Annotated in this window: 15 protein-coding genes; 9 read left to right on the plus strand and 6 right to left on the minus strand. The window is 66.9% G+C overall.

Features of this window, described 5'->3' with window-relative positions; genetic code table 11:
* Window positions 1–4 precede the first annotated feature (4 nt).
* The 3 genes from VGI12_17235 to VGI12_17245 are packed head-to-tail and all read right to left on the minus strand — an operon-like array spanning window position 5 to window position 2602.
* The gene (locus VGI12_17235; protein ID HEY2434422.1) at window positions 5–448 is read right to left on the minus strand and encodes a hypothetical protein; all 444 of its coding nucleotides are present in this window, start codon (window positions 446–448) and stop codon (window positions 5–7) included.
* Between the two features lie 14 nt (window positions 449–462).
* The gene (locus VGI12_17240) at window positions 463–1239 is read right to left on the minus strand and encodes a 3-ketoacyl-ACP reductase (protein ID HEY2434423.1); all 777 of its coding nucleotides are present in this window, start codon (window positions 1237–1239) and stop codon (window positions 463–465) included.
* On the minus strand, window positions 1232–2602 hold the full coding sequence (locus VGI12_17245; protein HEY2434424.1) for a hypothetical protein: 1371 nt from the start codon (window positions 2600–2602) through the stop codon (window positions 1232–1234). The genes VGI12_17240 and VGI12_17245 overlap by 8 nt, the downstream gene beginning before the upstream one ends.
* 126 nt (window positions 2603–2728) lie before the next feature.
* Here VGI12_17245 and VGI12_17250 point away from each other — a divergent pair, with 126 nt between their 5' ends.
* Both VGI12_17250 and VGI12_17255 read left to right on the plus strand, forming a co-directional pair.
* Window positions 2729–4027, plus strand: coding sequence for an MFS transporter (locus tag VGI12_17250; GenBank protein ID HEY2434425.1), 1299 nt, complete (start codon window positions 2729–2731; stop codon window positions 4025–4027).
* 229 nt (window positions 4028–4256) lie between these two features.
* On the plus strand, window positions 4257–4643 hold the full coding sequence (locus VGI12_17255; GenBank protein ID HEY2434426.1) for a four helix bundle protein: 387 nt from the start codon (window positions 4257–4259) through the stop codon (window positions 4641–4643).
* A gap of 42 nt (window positions 4644–4685) precedes the next feature.
* Here VGI12_17255 and VGI12_17260 read toward each other — a convergent pair whose 3' ends face one another.
* A complete protein-coding gene (locus VGI12_17260; GenBank protein HEY2434427.1) occupies window positions 4686–6608 on the minus strand; it encodes a peptidylprolyl isomerase in 1923 nt (640 codons plus the stop codon).
* Window positions 6609–6936: 328 nt separating this feature from the next.
* Between VGI12_17260 and VGI12_17265 the strand changes: the two genes are divergently transcribed.
* The 7 genes from VGI12_17265 to VGI12_17295 all read left to right on the plus strand — a co-directional run bounded on the left by VGI12_17265 (window position 6937) and on the right by VGI12_17295 (window position 15160).
* Window positions 6937–7902 carry a GGDEF domain-containing protein gene (locus VGI12_17265; GenBank protein HEY2434428.1) on the plus strand — a complete coding sequence of 322 codons (966 nt, stop codon included), beginning with the start codon at window positions 6937–6939 and terminating at the stop codon, window positions 7900–7902.
* On the plus strand, window positions 7899–8924 hold the full coding sequence (locus VGI12_17270; protein HEY2434429.1) for a rod shape-determining protein: 1026 nt from the start codon (window positions 7899–7901) through the stop codon (window positions 8922–8924). Before VGI12_17265 ends, VGI12_17270 begins: the two co-directional genes overlap by 4 nt.
* Window positions 8925–9019: 95 nt before the next feature.
* Window positions 9020–9868 (plus strand): rod shape-determining protein MreC, encoded by an 849-nt coding sequence (mreC, locus tag VGI12_17275; protein ID HEY2434430.1) that lies wholly within the window; start codon window positions 9020–9022, stop codon window positions 9866–9868.
* On the plus strand, window positions 9865–10383 hold the full coding sequence (gene mreD, locus VGI12_17280; protein ID HEY2434431.1) for a rod shape-determining protein MreD: 519 nt from the start codon (window positions 9865–9867) through the stop codon (window positions 10381–10383). Before mreC ends, mreD begins: the two co-directional genes overlap by 4 nt.
* Window positions 10384–10411: 28 nt before the next feature.
* Entirely contained in the window at window positions 10412–12337 is a 1926-nt protein-coding gene (gene mrdA, locus VGI12_17285; GenBank protein HEY2434432.1) for a penicillin-binding protein 2, read from the plus strand.
* 3 nt (window positions 12338–12340) lie between these two features.
* Window positions 12341–13447, plus strand: a complete 1107-nt coding sequence (rodA, locus tag VGI12_17290) for a rod shape-determining protein RodA (protein HEY2434433.1) — start codon at window positions 12341–12343, stop codon at window positions 13445–13447.
* A gap of 75 nt (window positions 13448–13522) precedes the next feature.
* Entirely contained in the window at window positions 13523–15160 is a 1638-nt protein-coding gene (locus tag VGI12_17295) for an Rne/Rng family ribonuclease (protein ID HEY2434434.1), read from the plus strand.
* Between the two features lie 70 nt (window positions 15161–15230).
* Here the strand turns inward: VGI12_17295 and VGI12_17300 are convergent, their stop codons facing one another.
* A complete protein-coding gene (locus tag VGI12_17300; protein HEY2434435.1) occupies window positions 15231–15848 on the minus strand; it encodes a hypothetical protein in 618 nt (205 codons plus the stop codon).
* A gap of 137 nt (window positions 15849–15985) precedes the next feature.
* The coding region (locus VGI12_17305) for a DUF4097 family beta strand repeat-containing protein (protein ID HEY2434436.1) at window positions 15986–16984 on the minus strand (999 nt) is incomplete at its 5' end.

A 16984-nucleotide genomic window follows, 5' to 3' on the forward strand; every position in this document is an offset into this window, starting at 1 on the left:
CCGGTCATTTCCTGGCCGGCTCGCGGCGTGCGATCCACTTCAGGATGCGGTCGGCGGCGTCCTTCGCGGCATGCGCCGGCGAGCCCTGACCGATACCCTTGAGCTCGGATTCCTGACCGCCGGACGAGAGGCGGAAACGCAGGATCGTCTCGCCGAGCGAGGTGACCTTCTTCCCGCCGAACGGCCCGCCGCCTTCATCCTGCACTTCGCGCCCGGTCACTTCGACGAGCAGCGTCGCGTCCTCTTTGCGATCGACGAGGCTGATGCCTTTCTTCTTGCTGAGCGCATCCTTCAGCTCGCGCACCCCCTCGACCCGCCCCTGCTCCTCGGCGGATGGCGCGCCGGTCGACGTGGTGTCGGTGAAGACATAGGCACGAACCGTGGTGAGCGTGTCCTTGGCCTGCGGCGGCGCGACACTCAGAAGCGAGAGCACGAGCGGGAGGATCATCTGGTCTCTCCAGGTTACAGGCGTGGCAGTGACAGGCCCCCGTCGACGGTGATGACGCTGCCGGTGGCGTACGGCGCGTCGCCGCGCAGCAGGGCGGCGACCAGGCGCCCGACGTCGGCCGGCGTGCCCCAGCGGCGCTCCGGCACGAGCCCGTCCGCGATTCGCTGATCGTAAACCTCCCGCACGCCCGCCGTCATGTCAGTGTCGATGATGCCGGGCCTGACTTCGTAGACGGGAATGGCGTGCGGGGCCAGTCGCAGCGCAAAGAGCCGCGCCGCCATCGAGAGTCCCGCCTTGCTGATGCAGTAGTCGCCGCGGTGGGTCGAGGCCAGCTCGGCCGAGACCGACGTGATGAATACGATCGCGGCGGCGAACGCCGGATCGGACCCGCGTCGGGTCACCTGCGCGCGCGCCAGCGCCTGCGTCAGGAAATACGGCCCCTGCAGGTTGGTGCGGATCAGCTCCTCGAAGCTCTCCTCGGACGCGTCGAGGATGTCGGCGCGCACGCGCGGGGCGCGGCCGGCGTTGTTGACGATAGCGTGGAGGCCGCCGTAACGGCTGGCAATCGCCTGCGCGAAGCGCGATCGCTGGTCGGAGCTGGAGAGGTCGACCGCGTCGTAGGTGACGCGCGCCCCGCCCTCGCGCAGCGCCGCGAGCGTGCCGACGACGTCCGCCTCGGCGCGCGTGCCGCACAGTACCAGGTTCCACCCATCGTCGGCCAGCGCCCGCGCGATGCCGAGCCCGATGCCGCGGGTCCCGCCGGTGACGAGCGCGGTACGCCGTTCACTCATAAAACGTCATGTACGAGTCCTCGGCCATTCGCGTGACGAGCAGCGCCGCCTCTCGCGCGTGGTAGTCGCCCCACTGGCTCGACTCGCCGCGCGGAATGTGCGACCCGGGCGGCACGTGGTCCCAGCGGTTCGGCCAGTGATAGACGGAATGGAGCAGCAGTCCCTGGTGCGCCCGATCGAGACTGAGGTACGGGCCGCTGTCACCGAACAGCGTCGCCAGTACCTGCAGCCCGGCCTGTTCGTATCGGCTGCCGTCCTCGCCGCGCGCGGCCAGCACCCGTGACAGCCGCAGCAGTCCCTGGGCGCCGATCGCCGCGGCTGAACTGTCGACCGGTTCGTGCGCGTTGAACGGATCCGCGGGGCGATCGCGCCAGCCGGCCATAGCCGCCAGCCCCGGGGCGCCGGCGTCCCAATAGGGAATGCCGTCGGCGGCGGTGGCGCTTTCGACGTAGTGATCGCAGGTGGCGCGCGCCGCGTCGAGCAGCGTCCGCTCGATCGCCGGACGGCCGCCGAGCGGCGCCAGTTCGTCGTCACCGCGCGCGGCCAGGAACTCGAGCTCTTCGGCGAAGCCGAGCATGGCCCACGCGAGACCGCGCGTCCACGTCGAAAAGGGGGAGTAGCCCTGCTGCGTGCTGGGGCCGCGGTAGGTGCCGCTCGCGACGTTGAACAGACTCTCGTGCGCGGTCCGCCCGCGCACGTCGAAGCGATCGCGTCCGGTGCCGAAGTAGACGTTGAACGCCGCCGTCGCCCGCGCGTGCTGCACCAGGCGCTCGAGCAGGCTGATGCTCGCGTCCTGTTCGTCCATGAGCCTCTGGCCGAGCGCGTGGCCGAGGGCCAGCGCGCGCAGCGAGCGGATGGTGTCGACGAACAGCGAGTGGGCGCCGTTGAAGGAGTGGATGAACCCGCCCTCGGGGAGGCGCGTCCATCGCTTCGCCTGGACGGCGCCGCTCACCTTCAGGGCGAGCTCGTAGAAATGGATCTCCCACGGCGACGCATCGATGCGGCCGGCGCGAGCCAGCCGCCACAGCGTGCCGTAGGTGCTGACGTTGTTGAAACCGTGATCGTGGACGCCGGTGTGGGTGAGATGCGGCGCCATCCGCTCCAGCGTCCGCGATCGTCCGAGCTCCAGGAACGCGCGATCGCCGGTGGCCTCGAACTGCAGCAGCGCCGACCCGAACTGAAAGCCCTGCGTCCACTCGGTCCAGCCGCGGGCGCGATAGACGCCTTCGACGGTGAACACCGGCGCGCCGGCGTTCGGCTGCCAGGTCCGTTCGATCGCGTCGATTTTCGATCCCGACAGATCGAACAGGCGCTGGACAGCCGGAAGCAGATCCTGGGGCGTGCGGCGGCGATCGGGGCGCATGCGAAGCGTAGTGTATTTGGAAATGTGGAGATGTGGGAATGTGGAAATGTGGGGATGGGGGAAATGTGGAAATGGGGGAATGTGCGAACGCGCCTGGCGCGGATACACTGGCTGCCGCTGAACGCCATGCTTCCCGTACCGCAGCTCGCCGCCGCCGACCAGCAGCGCGTCATCGCGGTTGTCACGCGCCGGCTGGTGTCGTTCGCGTTTCTCTGCTACGTCGTCGCCTACATCGATCGCGTCAACATTGGCTTCGCGGCGGCAGCGCTGCAGCGCGACCTCCACCTGAGCGACACCGCCTACGGGATTGGCGGCGGGCTGTTCTTTCTCGGCTACTGTCTGTTCGAGATCCCGAGCAACCTGCTGCTCGATCGGGTCGGCGCGCGAAGATGGATCGCCCGCATCATGGTCGGGTGGGGCCTGGTGTCGATGGCGTCGATGTTCGTGACCGACGCGGCCTCTTTCTACGTGGCGCGCGTCGTGCTGGGGATCGCGGAGGCGGGCTTCTTTCCGGGCATGGTGCTGTATCTCACCTACTGGATTCCTGCCGCCGACCGCGCGCGGACCGGCGCGCTGTTCATGATGGCGGCGCCGATCGCGATCATCGTCGGGGCGCCGGTGTCGGAAGCGGTGCTGTCGCTCCACCAGCGCGCTGGACTGGCCGGATGGCAGTGGCTCTTCCTGCTCGAAGGCGCGCCCGCAGTGGTGCTCGGCGTGCTCGCGCTGTGGATCCTGACCGACCGTCCGGAGGACGCGGCATGGCTCGACGCGCCAGGACGGCAGTGGCTCGCCGCGACGATGGCCGCGGAGCGCGCGGCGCGGATGCGTCCGGGCCACGACGCGATCTTCGCGGCGTTCGCCTCGCCGAAGGTGTGGCGCCTCTGCGTGATCTATTTCCTCAACACACTCGTGACCTACGGCGTGTTCCTGTGGCTGCCGAAGATCCTGCGCGATCTGTCCGGCACCGGCGGCTGGCGGTTGACGGTGATCACGTCGATCCCGTTCGTCTGCGCGCTGATCGGGATGATCGTGATCGGCCGGCACTCGGACCGGACGGGCGAGCGCAAGCGCCACGTCGCCGCGTGCGCGCTGACGGCGGCCATCGGCCTGATCGTCGCCGCCGCGTTCACGCACGATCTGTCGCTGCTCGTCCTCAGCTTCGCGTTCTCGCAGGTGGGACAGCGCTCGGTAATGAGCGTGTTCTGGGCGATCCCGCCGCTCGTGCTGGGCGGTTCAGCCGCCGCCGGCGGAATCGCCCTGATCAACGCCGTCGGCAACCTGGGCGGCTTCGTCGGCCCCTCGGTCATGGGCGCGCTGCGCCAGGCGACCGGCAGCTATAGCGGTGGCCTGCTGGTGCTCGCGGTCGCCTTGATCGGGTGCGCGGGGCTGGTTGCGACGATGGAGCTGCCGGAGGAAGGGCGGTGAGGATGGGGAGATGTGGAGATGTGGAGATGTGGGAATGTGGAAATGTGGAAATGTGGAAATGTGGAGATGTGGAGATGTGGAAATGTAAATGTCGGGAAGGGGAGACTCGCGTCGGGTAGATGAGTCCCGTTCTAGATGGCTCTGGGCGTCCGAGTCGTTGATTCTCTTTTGAATTCGGTGGGCACGTTTGGTGCTGCGGAGTTCGACATGAATCAGCAGCAGCTTCGCGATCGAACGAAGGTCTTTCGCCAAGGCCATCATCCATCTGAATCACGGGCTGCGTTCCGATTGGGACGTGCGGGAAATCGCCAAGCAGCTCCTGCGTGCCGGAACGTCTGTCGCGGCGAACTATCGGGCAGTGGGTCGCGCGCGCAGCGACAAGGAGTTCTGCGCCAAGCTCGGTCTCGTCGTGGAGGAATCCGACGAATCGCAGTTGTGGCTGGAACTGCTGCCGGAGGCCGACCCGTCGATTGCCGGCACGATGCACAAGGAATTGTTAGCGGAGGCGGGTGAACTGACCGCGATTTTCACCGCCTCGCACTCCTCGGCGAAGCGGAACCTGGCAAACAGAAAGTCGGACGGCAACAAAAGGCGCGCACCCATGGGCGAGCGCTAAATCACTTCACCTCTCCACATTCCCACATTTCCACATTTCCGATCATCCAACAATCTGCGCAATCGTCGCCGGATTCGTCCTGATCGTCATCCGCTGCCGTGCCTTTGTCATGTAGGCGGCGAAGAACTTCTGTTTGCGGTCGTTGAGCAGCTCGTTGCGCACCGCATCCTGATCCTTGGCCATCTCCTGCGGGGTCGGGTCCTTGCGCTCGACCACCTTGACGACGGCGGCGCCGTTCTCGGTGACGATCGGGTCGCTGACCGAACCGGCCGGCAGCGCGAAGGCGACCTGGTCGAGCTTCGGGCTCACGCCGATGTCCGCGATCGGCGCGCCGCGCGCGATGAGATCGGTGGTCTTCACCTCGAGGCCCGCGGCCTTGGCGGCTTTGTCGAAATCACCGGCCTTCAGCGACGCGTCGACGGTGGCGGCGGTGGCGCGCGCCTTGTCGATGGCCTTCTGCTTCAGGACGTCGTCGCGCACTTTGGCTTTTACTTCTTCGAGCTTGGGGACGTAGGCGTCCTGTTTGCCGGTGACGGTGATGAAGACGTAGCCCTGCGGCGTGCGAATCGGCTCGCTGACCTCTCCCTCTTTCATCGAAAACGCGGCCTGGCTGACGGCGGGCGAGACGCCGATGCCGGCGATCGGCTCATCGGGCAGGAAGAAGCCGGTCTCGCCGTTGTGCAGGCTGCGCGCGCGCGCGACCTTCTCGATGTCCGCCGGCTTCTTGATCTCGCCGGCCACCTCGTCGGCGAGCTTCTGGGCTGCCGACTGCGCCTGTTCGTACTTGAGCTGATCCTCGATTTGGGTCCGCACGTCGCTCAGGGTCTTGGTCGTGGCCGCGCGCTTGTCGGTCACCTTGATGATGTGGTACCCGAACTGCGACTTCACCAGATCGCTGACCTGGCCGGGCTGCAGCTCGAACGCCACCTTGTCGAACTCGGCGACCATCTGGCCGCGTGGGAAGAAGTCGAGGTCGCCGCCCTTGACCGCGCTCGATTCGTCCTGCGAGTTCTTCCTGGCCAGCTCGGCGAAGTCGGCGCCCTTCTTGACTTGCGCGAGCAGGTCCTCGGCCTTCTTCTTCGCGGCCGTGTCTTCCTCGGCCGTGCCGTTGCTCTTGATCAGAATGTGGCTGGCGCGCACCTGCTCGGGCGTCGAGTACTGCTGGATGTTCTCGTTGTAGGCGCGCTCGATCTGCTGGCCGGTGACGGTCGCTTTGGCGCGGAGCGCCTCCTGGTCGATCGTGACGTAGCGGATCTTGCGCTTGTCGCCGACCCGGTACTGCTCCTTGTGATCCTCGAAGAACTTGGCGATCTCGTCGTCGCCGACGCTCAGGCCGTCGCGAAACTTGTCGGCCGGGAAGTTGACGACCGCGAGCTTGACCTTCTCGTTCCGCTTGCGGAACTCGGTCTCCACGTCTTTGTCACCAACCGCGATCCAGCCCGTGACCGCCGCCTGGAGCTTCTCGGCGACGATGCTGCGGCGCACCTCGTCTTCGAAGTCGCTCGGACGCATCGGCGGGTTCTGCATCCCGAGCAGCTGGCGGTAGCGCGTGTCGCCAATGAACTGGCCGTTCTCCTGGAAGGCCGGCAGCGAGAGGATGCGCTCGCGCACCTCCGCATCGCTCGCGGCGATGCCAAGCCGGCCGGCCTCCGCCAGCGACGCCTCTTCCTGGATCATCTGCTGCACGATCCGCTGGTCGATGCCGAGCTGCTTGAGCAGCCGCTCGTCGACGTTCGCGCCGTACGACTGGCGGTACTGCTGCATCTGCTGCTGGTAGACGCGCCGGAACTGGGTCGCGGTGATTTCGCGGCCGTCGACGCTCGCGACGACGGAGTTGCCCGCCGCCCCCTGCGTCGAATCGCCCAGGAAGCTTGGAATGTAGAGCAGAACGAAAGAGACGACGACGATCGCCAGGCTCCATTTGAGCCAGCCGCGATGCCGCCGCATCCGGTCGAGCATGGTCATGGTAGTCGCTCATCATATCGCAGAGTGCGTTGCCGCCATAAGGGATGCCGCCTCGCCGAGCGTACTCGTGACAGACCCCATCACAACTCCGAGCGGCAACTCCGATCGGCACGTCCGCCTGGGCTCCCGCCGTGCTATATTTGCATACGGATAGAACGACTTAGAGGGATCCGGCATTCCGCAGCCTCGCCTACGCCGACGACCGGGCACTCGTGTGCCGACCAGCCGCCGCTCGCCGCCTCCTGCGCGGCTGGACCTTGCCAGCCGGCTGCGGCCGCTGCAGAGCGCGTTGCGTAGCCGACTCTCGCGCATCGACGTTCTCACGGACGTGACTCGCGCGGTCAACGCGACACTCGACCCCGAGCGTGTGGCCGACGCCATTCTGGCGTTTGCCGCGGCGTGGCTGCCGATTCCTGCCTGGGTCGTCTACGCGCTCGACAACACCGGGATTCGCAGTTTCGGTTCGCGCGGCGTGCCGAGCGGACTCGAGGCTTCAGCCGCGGCGATCGGCCACTGGGTGGTGAAGCACGGCGAGGTGTGCGGCACCGGAGACGTGTCGGCCGACCGCCGGTTCGGCGGCGGGCCGGAGGCGGCGGCGCTGGCGTTCCCGCTTGAGTGCCGCGGCCGGGTGGTCGCGGCGGTCGTCGGGGTCGACAAGACCACCGCCGCGCGCGAGCCGGCCCTGGCGCCGACGACGCTGGCCGCGATGCGTCGGGTGCTCGAGCCCTGCGGCATCGCCCTCGAGAACGCGATGCGGGTGCAGCGCGCTGAGGCGCTGTCGGTCACCGACGACCTGACCCAGCTCTACAATTCTCGATACCTCTCGCAGGTTCTGAGGCGCGAGACCAAGCGGGCTTCGCGCAGCGGCCGGCCACTCTCGCTGCTCTTCATCGACCTCGACGGCTTCAAGAGCATCAACGACACGCACGGCCATCTGTCGGGCAGCCGCGCGCTGGTCGAAGCGGCGGGCGTGATCCGCCAGAGCGCGCGCGAGACCGACGTGGTGGCGCGTTTCGGCGGCGACGAGTTCTCGTTGATTCTCCCCGACACCGGCAGCGAAGGGGCCGCGGCGGTTGGCGAGCGCATCCGCGAGAAGGTGAACGCGCACGGATTTCTCCAGGTGGACGGCCTGGACATTCATTTGACCGTGTCGGTCGGCGTCGCGACGCTGCCCGACGTCGCGGCGTCGGCCGAGGGCCTGATCCAGGCGGCCGACCAGGCGATGTACTACGTCAAGGAACACGGTAAGAACGGCATCTACATCGCGGGCAGCGGAAGCGAGGAACGGATTTGAGTTTACGGTCACTGTTCTCACTGTTCTCGAGCGATCTCGCGATCGATCTCGGCACGGCGAACACCTGCGTCTATGCGCGCGGGAAGGGGATCGTCGTCAACGAGCCGTCGATCGTGGCGATCAACAAGGTCAACGGCCGGATCGAGGCCGTTGGCAAGGACGCCAAGGAGATGCTCGGGCGCACGCCCGGCAACATCGTCGCCATCAAGCCGATGAAGGACGGAGTCATCGCCGACTTCGAGGTGACCGAGAAGATGCTCACCTACTTCATCAAGAAGGCGCACAACCGCAACGTCTGGGTGCGTCCGCGCATCGTCATCGGCGTGCCGAGCGAGATCACGCAGGTCGAGAAGCGGGCGGTGAAAGACAGCGCCTACCGCGCCAAGGCCAGCGAGGTCTACCTGGTGGAAGAGGCGATGGCGGCGGCGATCGGCGCCGGCATGCCGATCACCGAGCCGTCGGGCAACATGATCGTCGACATCGGCGGCGGCACCACCGACATCGCGGTGATCTCGCTCGCCGGCATCGTCTACAGCAAGGCGGTGCGGGTCGCGGGCAACGAGATGGACGACGCGATCATCCAGTACATCAAGAAAACCTACAACCTGCTGATCGGCGAGCGCACCGCCGAGGCGATCAAGATAGAGGTTGGCTCGGCCTACCCGCTCGAAGAGCGGATCACCATGGAGATCAAGGGGCGCCACCTGATCGAGGGCGTTCCCAAGACGATCACCATCACCGACGAGGAGATTCGCGAGGCGCTGGCCGAGACGGTCAACGTCATCGTCGACGCGGTGCGCGTGGCGCTGGAGCGGACGCCGCCGGAGCTGTCGGCCGACATCGTCGATCGCGGCATCGTGCTGACCGGCGGCGGCTCGATGCTGAAGAACCTCGACAAGCGGCTGCGCGAGGAGACCGGACTGCCGCTGGCGATGGCCGAGGATCCGCTGTCCTCGGTGGTGCTGGGAGCGGGACGGATGCTCTCCGACTTCAACCTGCTGCGCAAGATCTCGATTGACTGAGATGGGCGGCTGCGGCCCGCGCGAGGCGGCGGAGTGAACGGCGCCGCAGGCGCGGCCAGCGCGGCGCGAGCGGGGGTGGGGCTCCGCGAGCACCAATGTTAGACATCCGGAAGCGCACCGGCTACGTGTTCCTCGGTCTGATGATCGGGCAGGTGCTCCTCGTGTCGTGGCAGGTACAGACGCGGACCGGGACGCGGGTGCTGCAGGCAGTGACGTTCGAAGTCTTCTCGCGGGTACAGTATGCGGCGGCGTCGGTGGTCAACGGCACCCGCTCGAGTTGGGTGCGCTACGTCGCGCTGCGCGGGGCGCGCGTCGAGAACGAGGAGTTGAAGCGGCGCCTGGCGGCGCTCGAGGTGCAGTTGCAGCAGGAGCACGCCATGGCGGCGCGCTCGTCGCAGCTGGCCGCGCTCGTGGACCTGACGTCGAAGGCCGGGTTTCCGACGCTGGCGGCAGAAGTGATCGCCGGCAACCCCGATCCGGTGACCCAGTCGGTGACGATCGACCGCGGCAGCGCCGACGGGGTGGTCGCCGACATGGCGGTGATCGCCCCGGCCGGCATCGTCGGGCGGGTGCTCGGCCCGGTGGCGCGGCGCGCGGCGCGCGTGCAGCTCATCATCGATCGCAACGCGGCGCTCGGCGGCGTCACCGAGCGGATGCGCGCCGGCGGCATGGTGGTCGGAACCGAAGCCGATCCGCCGCTGCGGATGGAGCTGGTGTCGAATCTCAACGACGTGAAGCCGGGCGACGTCGTGGTGGCCTCGGGCGTCGACGGCATCTATCCGAAGGGCTATCCGATCGGCCGGGTGGAGTCGGCCAGCAGCCGCAGCGGCGGCCTCTACCAGGCGATCCTGGTGCGGCCGGCCGTCGATTTTTCTGGCCTGGGGGAGGTGCTCGTCGTGCTCGTCCCGCCGAGGGCGGCGACCCGCGACGAGGACGTGAAGTGAAGGCGGTCGTCGTGGTCCTCGCGCTGGCGGCGGCGCTGCTGGTGCAGTCGGTGCTCGCCGGGCTGTTCGTCGGCGCGACGGTCGCGGTGAACCTGGTGCTGGTCGCGGTCGTCTACGTGGCGCTCCTGTATGGCGCACTGACCGGTGTCCTGGCGGGCACGGTGGGCGGCATCGTCCAGGACGCGCTCGGCGGTGGCATCGTCGGCATCGGCGGGCTGACCAAGACGTTGATCGGGTTCGTCGTCGGCGTGTTGAGCGCGCAGTTCAACCTGTCGTCGACGGTGCCGCGGCTGGTGATGTTCGCCGCCGCGACCTTCGTGCACGAGGTGGTGTTCCGGGGGCTGCAGGCCATCGCGGTCGGCCGCCCGTTCGCGCTGAAGGGCTCGGCGCTCCTCGTGCAGGCGCTCGCCAACAGCCTCGTCGGTGTGGCGGCGTTTCTCCTCGTCGAGCAGGGGCCAGGGGCGATCCAGCGGAGACAGATGCGGCGGGCCTCGCTCGCCAAGCGGCGGTTCTAGCGAAAGCGCAGTCGGGCAGGGACAAGGCATGAGCACGAATTTGATCCCGGATGATCGCCGCAGTCTGACGGTGCGGCTCTCGGTGGTACAGTACTTGGTGGCGGCAATCTTCGTGGTGCTCGCGGTGGGATTCTGGATCTTCCAGATCGCGCAGCACGAGAAATTCCGCGAGATGGCCGAGAACAATCAGCTGCGGCGGCTGCCGCTGCCGGCGCCGCGCGGCGTGCTGCTCGACCGCAACGGCAAGGTGCTGGTCGAAAACCAGGACACGCTCAACATCGCGATCGTCCGCGAGCAGACCAAGAGCGTCGGCGACGTGCTGCACGTGCTGGCCGCCGCGACCGGCGCCGACGAAGCGCAGCTGCGCGACACGGTCAACCGCCGCCGTCGCGAACCGTCCTACCGCCCGATCGTCCTGATTGAAAACGCCACCCAGGAGCAGTACATCGCGGCGTGGGCGAGGCGCCTCGAGCTGCCCGGGATCATCGTCGAGGAAGTGCCGGCGCGGCGCTACCCGGCGCAGGAGATGGCGGCGCATCTCTTCGGGTATGTCGGTGAAGTCACGATCGCGCAACTGCAGCGCCCCGACTACGACGGCGTCGAACCGGGCACCATTGTCGGGCAGGCCGGCGTCGAACTCGCCTACAACAAGATGCTGATGGGGAGCGACGGCGCCAAGACGGTCGTCGTCAACAGCGTCGGCCGCGAGATCAAACAGCTCGACATGCAGTTGCCGACGACCGGCCGGCCGCTGCAGTTGACGATCGACGAGGACCTGCAGAAGGCGACGGAGGACGGCTTTACCGCGGCAGGTTTCAACGGCGCAGCGGTTGTCCTCGATCCGAGTAACGGCGAGGTACTGGCGTTCACCAGCCGTCCGGCTTACGACCCCAATGCATTTGCGGCCGGGATCAAGCCTGCCGCATGGAATGCGCTCAACGCGGACGCCTTGAAGCCGCTGCAGAACCGCGCGTTGCAGGGACGGTATTCACCGGGTTCGACGTTCAAGATGGCGGTGGCGCTTGCCGGACTGGAAGAAGGCATCATCACCCCCGACTTCAAGGTGCACTGCGCAGGGAGCGCGACCTTCTATGGACGGCCGTTCGCGTGCTGGGCGAAGAAAAAAGGCGGCCACGGCACGATCGATCTGCGCCACGCAATCGAGCAGTCGTGTGACGTGTATTTCTACACGGTGGCGAACATGCTCGGCATTGACAAGATCAACAAGTGGGCGACGCTGCTTGGCCTCGGAGTCAAGTCCAACATCGACCTGCCCAACGAACTGACCGGCCTGGTGCCGTCGAGCAAGTGGAAGCTGGAGACGAAGCACGAAAAATGGTACGCCGGCGAGACGATCTCGGTCGGGATCGGACAAGGCCAGGTGTCGGTGACTCCGGTGTCGATGGCGGTCTATATGGCGACGCTGGCCAACGGCGGCACGCGGGTGACGCCGCATCTGCTGAAAGCGGTGAGCGACGGCGTCGGCTGGAAGCCGATCGACCCGCCAGCGCCGCAGTCACGGGTGACGATCGATCCCGACAAGCTGCAGGCGATCCGCGACGGACTGTGGATGGTCGTCAACGCCGCGGGCACGGGCGGCACGGCGCGGATCCAGGGACACGATGTGTCCGGCAAGACCGGTAGCGCGCAGGTGATCTCGAACCAGGGGCGGGTCGCGGCGCAGCGCGCCGGCAAAGGCGGCGACCTGCGCGACAACGGCTGGTTCGTCTTCTTCGCGCCGCGCGACAATCCGACGATTGCCGGCGTCGTCTTCCTCGAGCACGGCATCCATGGCGGCAACGCGGCACGCGTCGCGCACCACATCCTGGCGACCTACTTTGCCAAGCTCGACGCCAAACCGCTGCCGCCGCCTCCGACCCACGAGGATCTGCATCTCGATTATTCGGATCCCTACGCCAAGGGCGGCCCGGTCGGGTCCGGAGGCGGGCACTAGGCCATGTTCGAACGCCGTCTCTATTTCCACGTCGACTGGCTGCTGCTCGGCGCTGTGCTGCTGCTCGCCGTCTTTGGCGTGGCAATGATCTACAGCACCACTTACGTAATCGCGCCGACCGGCGACCACATGGGCAAGGAAGTAATGCCGCAGGTCTACGCGCTGGTCATCGGGCTGGTGGCGCTGCTGGTGTTCCTCGCGATCGACTACCGGTTGCTGGCCGAGTACTCGCTGCTCATCTTCGGCCTGCTGCTCCTGCTGCTGGTGTTCGTGCTCTTCAAGGGGCAGACGCAGATGGGGGCGCAGCGCTGGATTCCAATCGGGCCGTTCCACCTGCAGCCCTCCGAGTTCGGCCGGATCGCCGTGGCGCTCGTGCTGGCGATGTACTTCGGCGAGAACCGCCGCGGCGCCAAGAATCCCGGTGACCTGATCATCGGCGGCGTCCTCTGTCTCGTGCCGCTGCTGCTCATCGCCAAGCAGCCGGATCTCGGCACGGCGGTGACGCTGCTGCCGGTCTTCGTCGGCGTCGCCTTCCTGGCCGGCCTGCGGCTCCGGCTGCTCGGCATCATCGCCATCGCCTGCCTTCCGCTCGGTCTCTTCGGCTACAAGTTCGCCCTCAAGGATTATCAGCGGCAGCGCATCCAGACGTTCCTCGACCCCGAGCAGGATCCCCGCGGCGCCGGATACCAGACCATCCAGGCGCGCATCACCGTGGGCTCGGGCGGCCTGACCGGCAAGGGTTTCCGCAAGGGAACGCAGGGACAGCTCAAGTACCTGCCGGTCGCGCACAACGACTTCATCTTCTCGGTTCTGGCGGAGGAGCAGGGCTTCGTGGGCGTGCTCGGCGCGCTCGGGCTCTATCTGTTCGTCATCCTTCGATCCCTCGAGGCGGCGCGCCTGGCCAAGGACCGCCTCGGCTCGTATCTGGTGGGAGGCATCATTTCGGGGTTTGCATTCCAGGTGATCTACAACGTGACGATGTCGGCCGGCCTCGCGCCGGTGAAGGGCATTACGCTGCCGCTCATGAGCTACGGCGGATCGTCCCTGATCGCATCGCTCGCGGGTTTCGGTCTCGTCCTCAACGTGCGGATGAGACGTTTCACGAATTGAGCCGCGGAGAGGCACGGATCAACGTGTGCGTCCGTACCGTGCGGTCCACGCCGGTCCGCGGCAGGAGTTTCGGCAATGAACAAGGAGATGATCATCTCCTCGGGTGCGCACGACACGCGCGTCGCGATTCTCGAGGACGACCAGGTCGTCGAGATCTTCATCGAGCGCGAGCATCAGCGCGGAGTGGTCGGCAACATCTACAAGGGGCGCGTGTCCAAGGTCCTCCCGGGCATGCAGTCGTCGTTCATCGACATCGGACTCGAGCGCGACGCGTTCCTGTACGTCTCTGAAGTGATCGACACGCTGGAGGAGTTCGAGAAGCTCGCCGGCGACGATGACGACGAGGACGACAGGAGTCAGAAGGCGGAAGACCGACGGCAGAAGCCCGAAGACAGAAGCGCAGACGGCGTTGAAGGGACGGAGGCGGCGCCAGGAGCCGCGGCGAAGCCGCCCGAACGGCGCGCTGGCCGCGATCGCGACCGGGACCAGCCGCAGGCGAAGATCGAAGACCTCCTGAAGGAAGGCCAGGAGATCCTCGTCCAGGTCGTCAAGGAGCCGCTCGGCACGAAAGGCGCGCGGCTGACCTCGCACGTCACGATGCCGGGGCGGTTTCTCGTCTTCATGCCGACGGTCGATCACGTCGGCGTCTCGCGCAAGATCGAGTCGCGCGAAGAGCGCACGCGCCTGCGCGGCATCGTCAAGCAGTTCCGCGAGACGCACGGCTTCACCGGCGGCGTGATCATCCGCACCGCCGCGGGCGGCCGCTCCGAGGCGGACATCATCAGCGACCTGTCGTACTTCCACGAGATCTGGACGCAGGTGCGCCAGAAGATGGAATCGCGGCGTCCGCCGGCGGTGCTGTTCCAGGAGCAGAGCCTCGTCACGAAGCTCCTGCGCGACATGCTCACCGACGACTACACGGCCATCCGTCTCGACGACGACGCGGAGCACCGGCGCGTGACGCAGCTCGTCGAGCGGATCATGCCGTCGCTGCTGCCGCGCGTGAAGCTCTACACCAAGGAATACCCGATCTTCGAGGAGTACGGCGTCCAGGCGGAGATCGACAAGGCGCTGCGCCCGAAGGTCTGGCTGAAGTCAGGCGGCTATCTGGTCATCAACCAGACCGAAGCGCTCGTCGCGATCGACGTCAATACCGGCCGCTCCGTCGGCAAGAAATCGAGCGGCCGCCTCGAGGACACGATCGTCAAGACGAACCTCGAAGCGGTGAAGGAGATCGTCCGGCAGATCCGGCTGCGCGATCTCGGCGGGATCATCGTCCTCGACCTGATCGACATGGAGGAGAAGAAGAACCGCCAGCGGGTCTTCCAGGACGTCGAGAAGGAGCTGCGCCGCGACCGCTCGCCGTCGAAGGCGCTGCAGGTCTCGGACTTCGGCCTCGTCATCGTGACGCGCAAGCGCGTCAAGCAGAGCCTCGAGCGGCAGCTCACCGAACCGTGCCCCTACTGTTCCGGGTCGGGATCGATCAAGTCCACCGCGACGATCTGCTACGAGATTCTCGGCGAGGTGCGGAAGATCGGGCCCGATCTCAACGGCCATCGTCTGCTGTTGAGAGTCAATCCCGACATCGCGCGGGCGCTCCACGAAGAGGAGAGCGCCGTGCTGCGCGAAGTGCAGCAGGTGCTCGGCAGACCGGTTACAATCCGGCCCGACGCCCATTTACATCACGAACAGTTCGATGTGATGGCGATCTGAGGAGTTGGCAATTGGCAGTTGGCAGCTTGCAGTCCGAGACTGCAGTCTGCCAACTGCCAACTGCAGGCTGCTAACTCTTTGTCAGATGCACTAGATAGTAGTTCCCACCCTTGTTGATCCACACCCGGACGTAGTCGCCGCCCTTAAGTCCTTCGACCTTCGAACCGCCCGCCGGGGGCGGGGTGTCCTTCTGGACGAGCTGCTTTTCGGTTGCGGGGACGATCGAGACGACTTCGCGGCCGGCCACCTGGCCGCCCTTGACGAACTCGACCCAGCGCTCGAGCTTCTGGTCGCTGCCCTTGGCGTCCGGTTTCGCTTCATCGCCGGTCAATCTGACCGAATAGACGCCCGCCGGCAGGTCCTTGCCGTCGGCCTTGACGCCCTTGGGGATGTGGACCGTGCCGAGCGCCATCGGGCCAGGGGCGGTCGCGTCGCCGGTTGTGTTCGGCTGGGCCTTGGGCGCCGTATGGGATCCCGCCGCATTGTCGCCGGCGGCCTTCGCGGTACTCTTCTTCTTGGTGGCGGCTGGTTTGTCGGCTGGCTGTTCCGCCGTGGCCGGCTTCGTCGCCGTCTGGCTCATGGCACCGGCGGCGGGCTGCTTCGCCGCGGGCGTGGACGACTGCGCGAAGGCGTTGCCGCCGAGCGCGAGTGCGCCAGCCAGGGTGCCTGCAATCACGAACTTCTTCATCTCTGCCTCCAAGCCTGAATCCCTCAGGGCTGGGATTGCCCGACTCTGTAGCCGATTATAACGGGACACCCAGTCTTAAGGGAGGAATAGCAAGGGCAGTGCCATTTAGTTGAGCTTTTCGGCCCAAACCGAAGGGCTCAGCGCTTCGCGATCACAATCGATCCGCTGAACGTGCTCAAGTCGAGCACGGCGCTGCCGTCGCCCCAGGTGCCGGTGAGATGACGCCCGCTGAGGCGGCCGCGCGCAGTGATGGGGTAGTCGTCGGAGCGGATCTGTCCGGAGAACGAGCTGGCGTCGACGTCGAAGCCGGTGCCGCCCGACAGCGCGACGCGGATCTCGCCCGAGAAGCCTTTCAGCTCGTAATGGCCGTTGCGCGCCAGCGCCCCGGCGAACCCGATCGTCCCGCTCGTCGTGTGCGCCTCGACGCGATCGCATTTCAGGTCTTCGAGGTGAATGTTGCCGCTGACCGACCCGGCCTCGACGCGCTGCGCCGACAGGCGCCGCACCGTCACGTCGCCGCTGACGCTCGACGCCTCGAGCGGGCCGTCGACTTGCCCATCGAGGATCTCGACGGCGCCCGAAATCGACTTGGCGCTGCCGATCCGGCCGCCACCTGAGATCCGCACGTCGCCGCTGATCGAGCTGGCGGTGACGTCCCCCTTGATGTCGGCGATCTTGACGTTGCCCGAGATCGTCTCGACGGCGAGGTGGATGCCGGCCGGCGCGGTGACGGTGTAGGCGATGCTGACGTTGAGATTGCGGCGGCCGTTCCTCTTCATCTCGTCGCCGCCCGGATAGTGCGCCTTCACTTCGGCCCGGCCGTTGCGCTCGCTGGCGTCGACGGTGACGATCTGCAGCAAGTCGCGCGCGTCGGCGGCGTCGCGGCCGTGCGCCGTCTTGACGATGTCGACGACGGTATCGCTGCCGGAGCCGCGCGTCACGGTGATGTCGCCGGCGATGTTGCCGAGCGTCAGCGTGCCGCCCGTGCCGAGCTTGAACGTCCTGGTCGTGCGGTCGGTCGCCTCCTCGCGCGCGTCGCCGCGGTCGCGGCGCTGATAGCCGGCGCTGCTGACGACGTGCCGCGTCTTGACGACGATGCGGTCCGGGTAGACCTGGGCGCCGGCAGCCGCGGGGAC

The sequence above is a fragment of the Vicinamibacterales bacterium genome, assembly GCA_036496585.1.
Lineage (GTDB): Bacteria > Acidobacteriota > Vicinamibacteria > Vicinamibacterales > 2-12-FULL-66-21 > JAICSD01.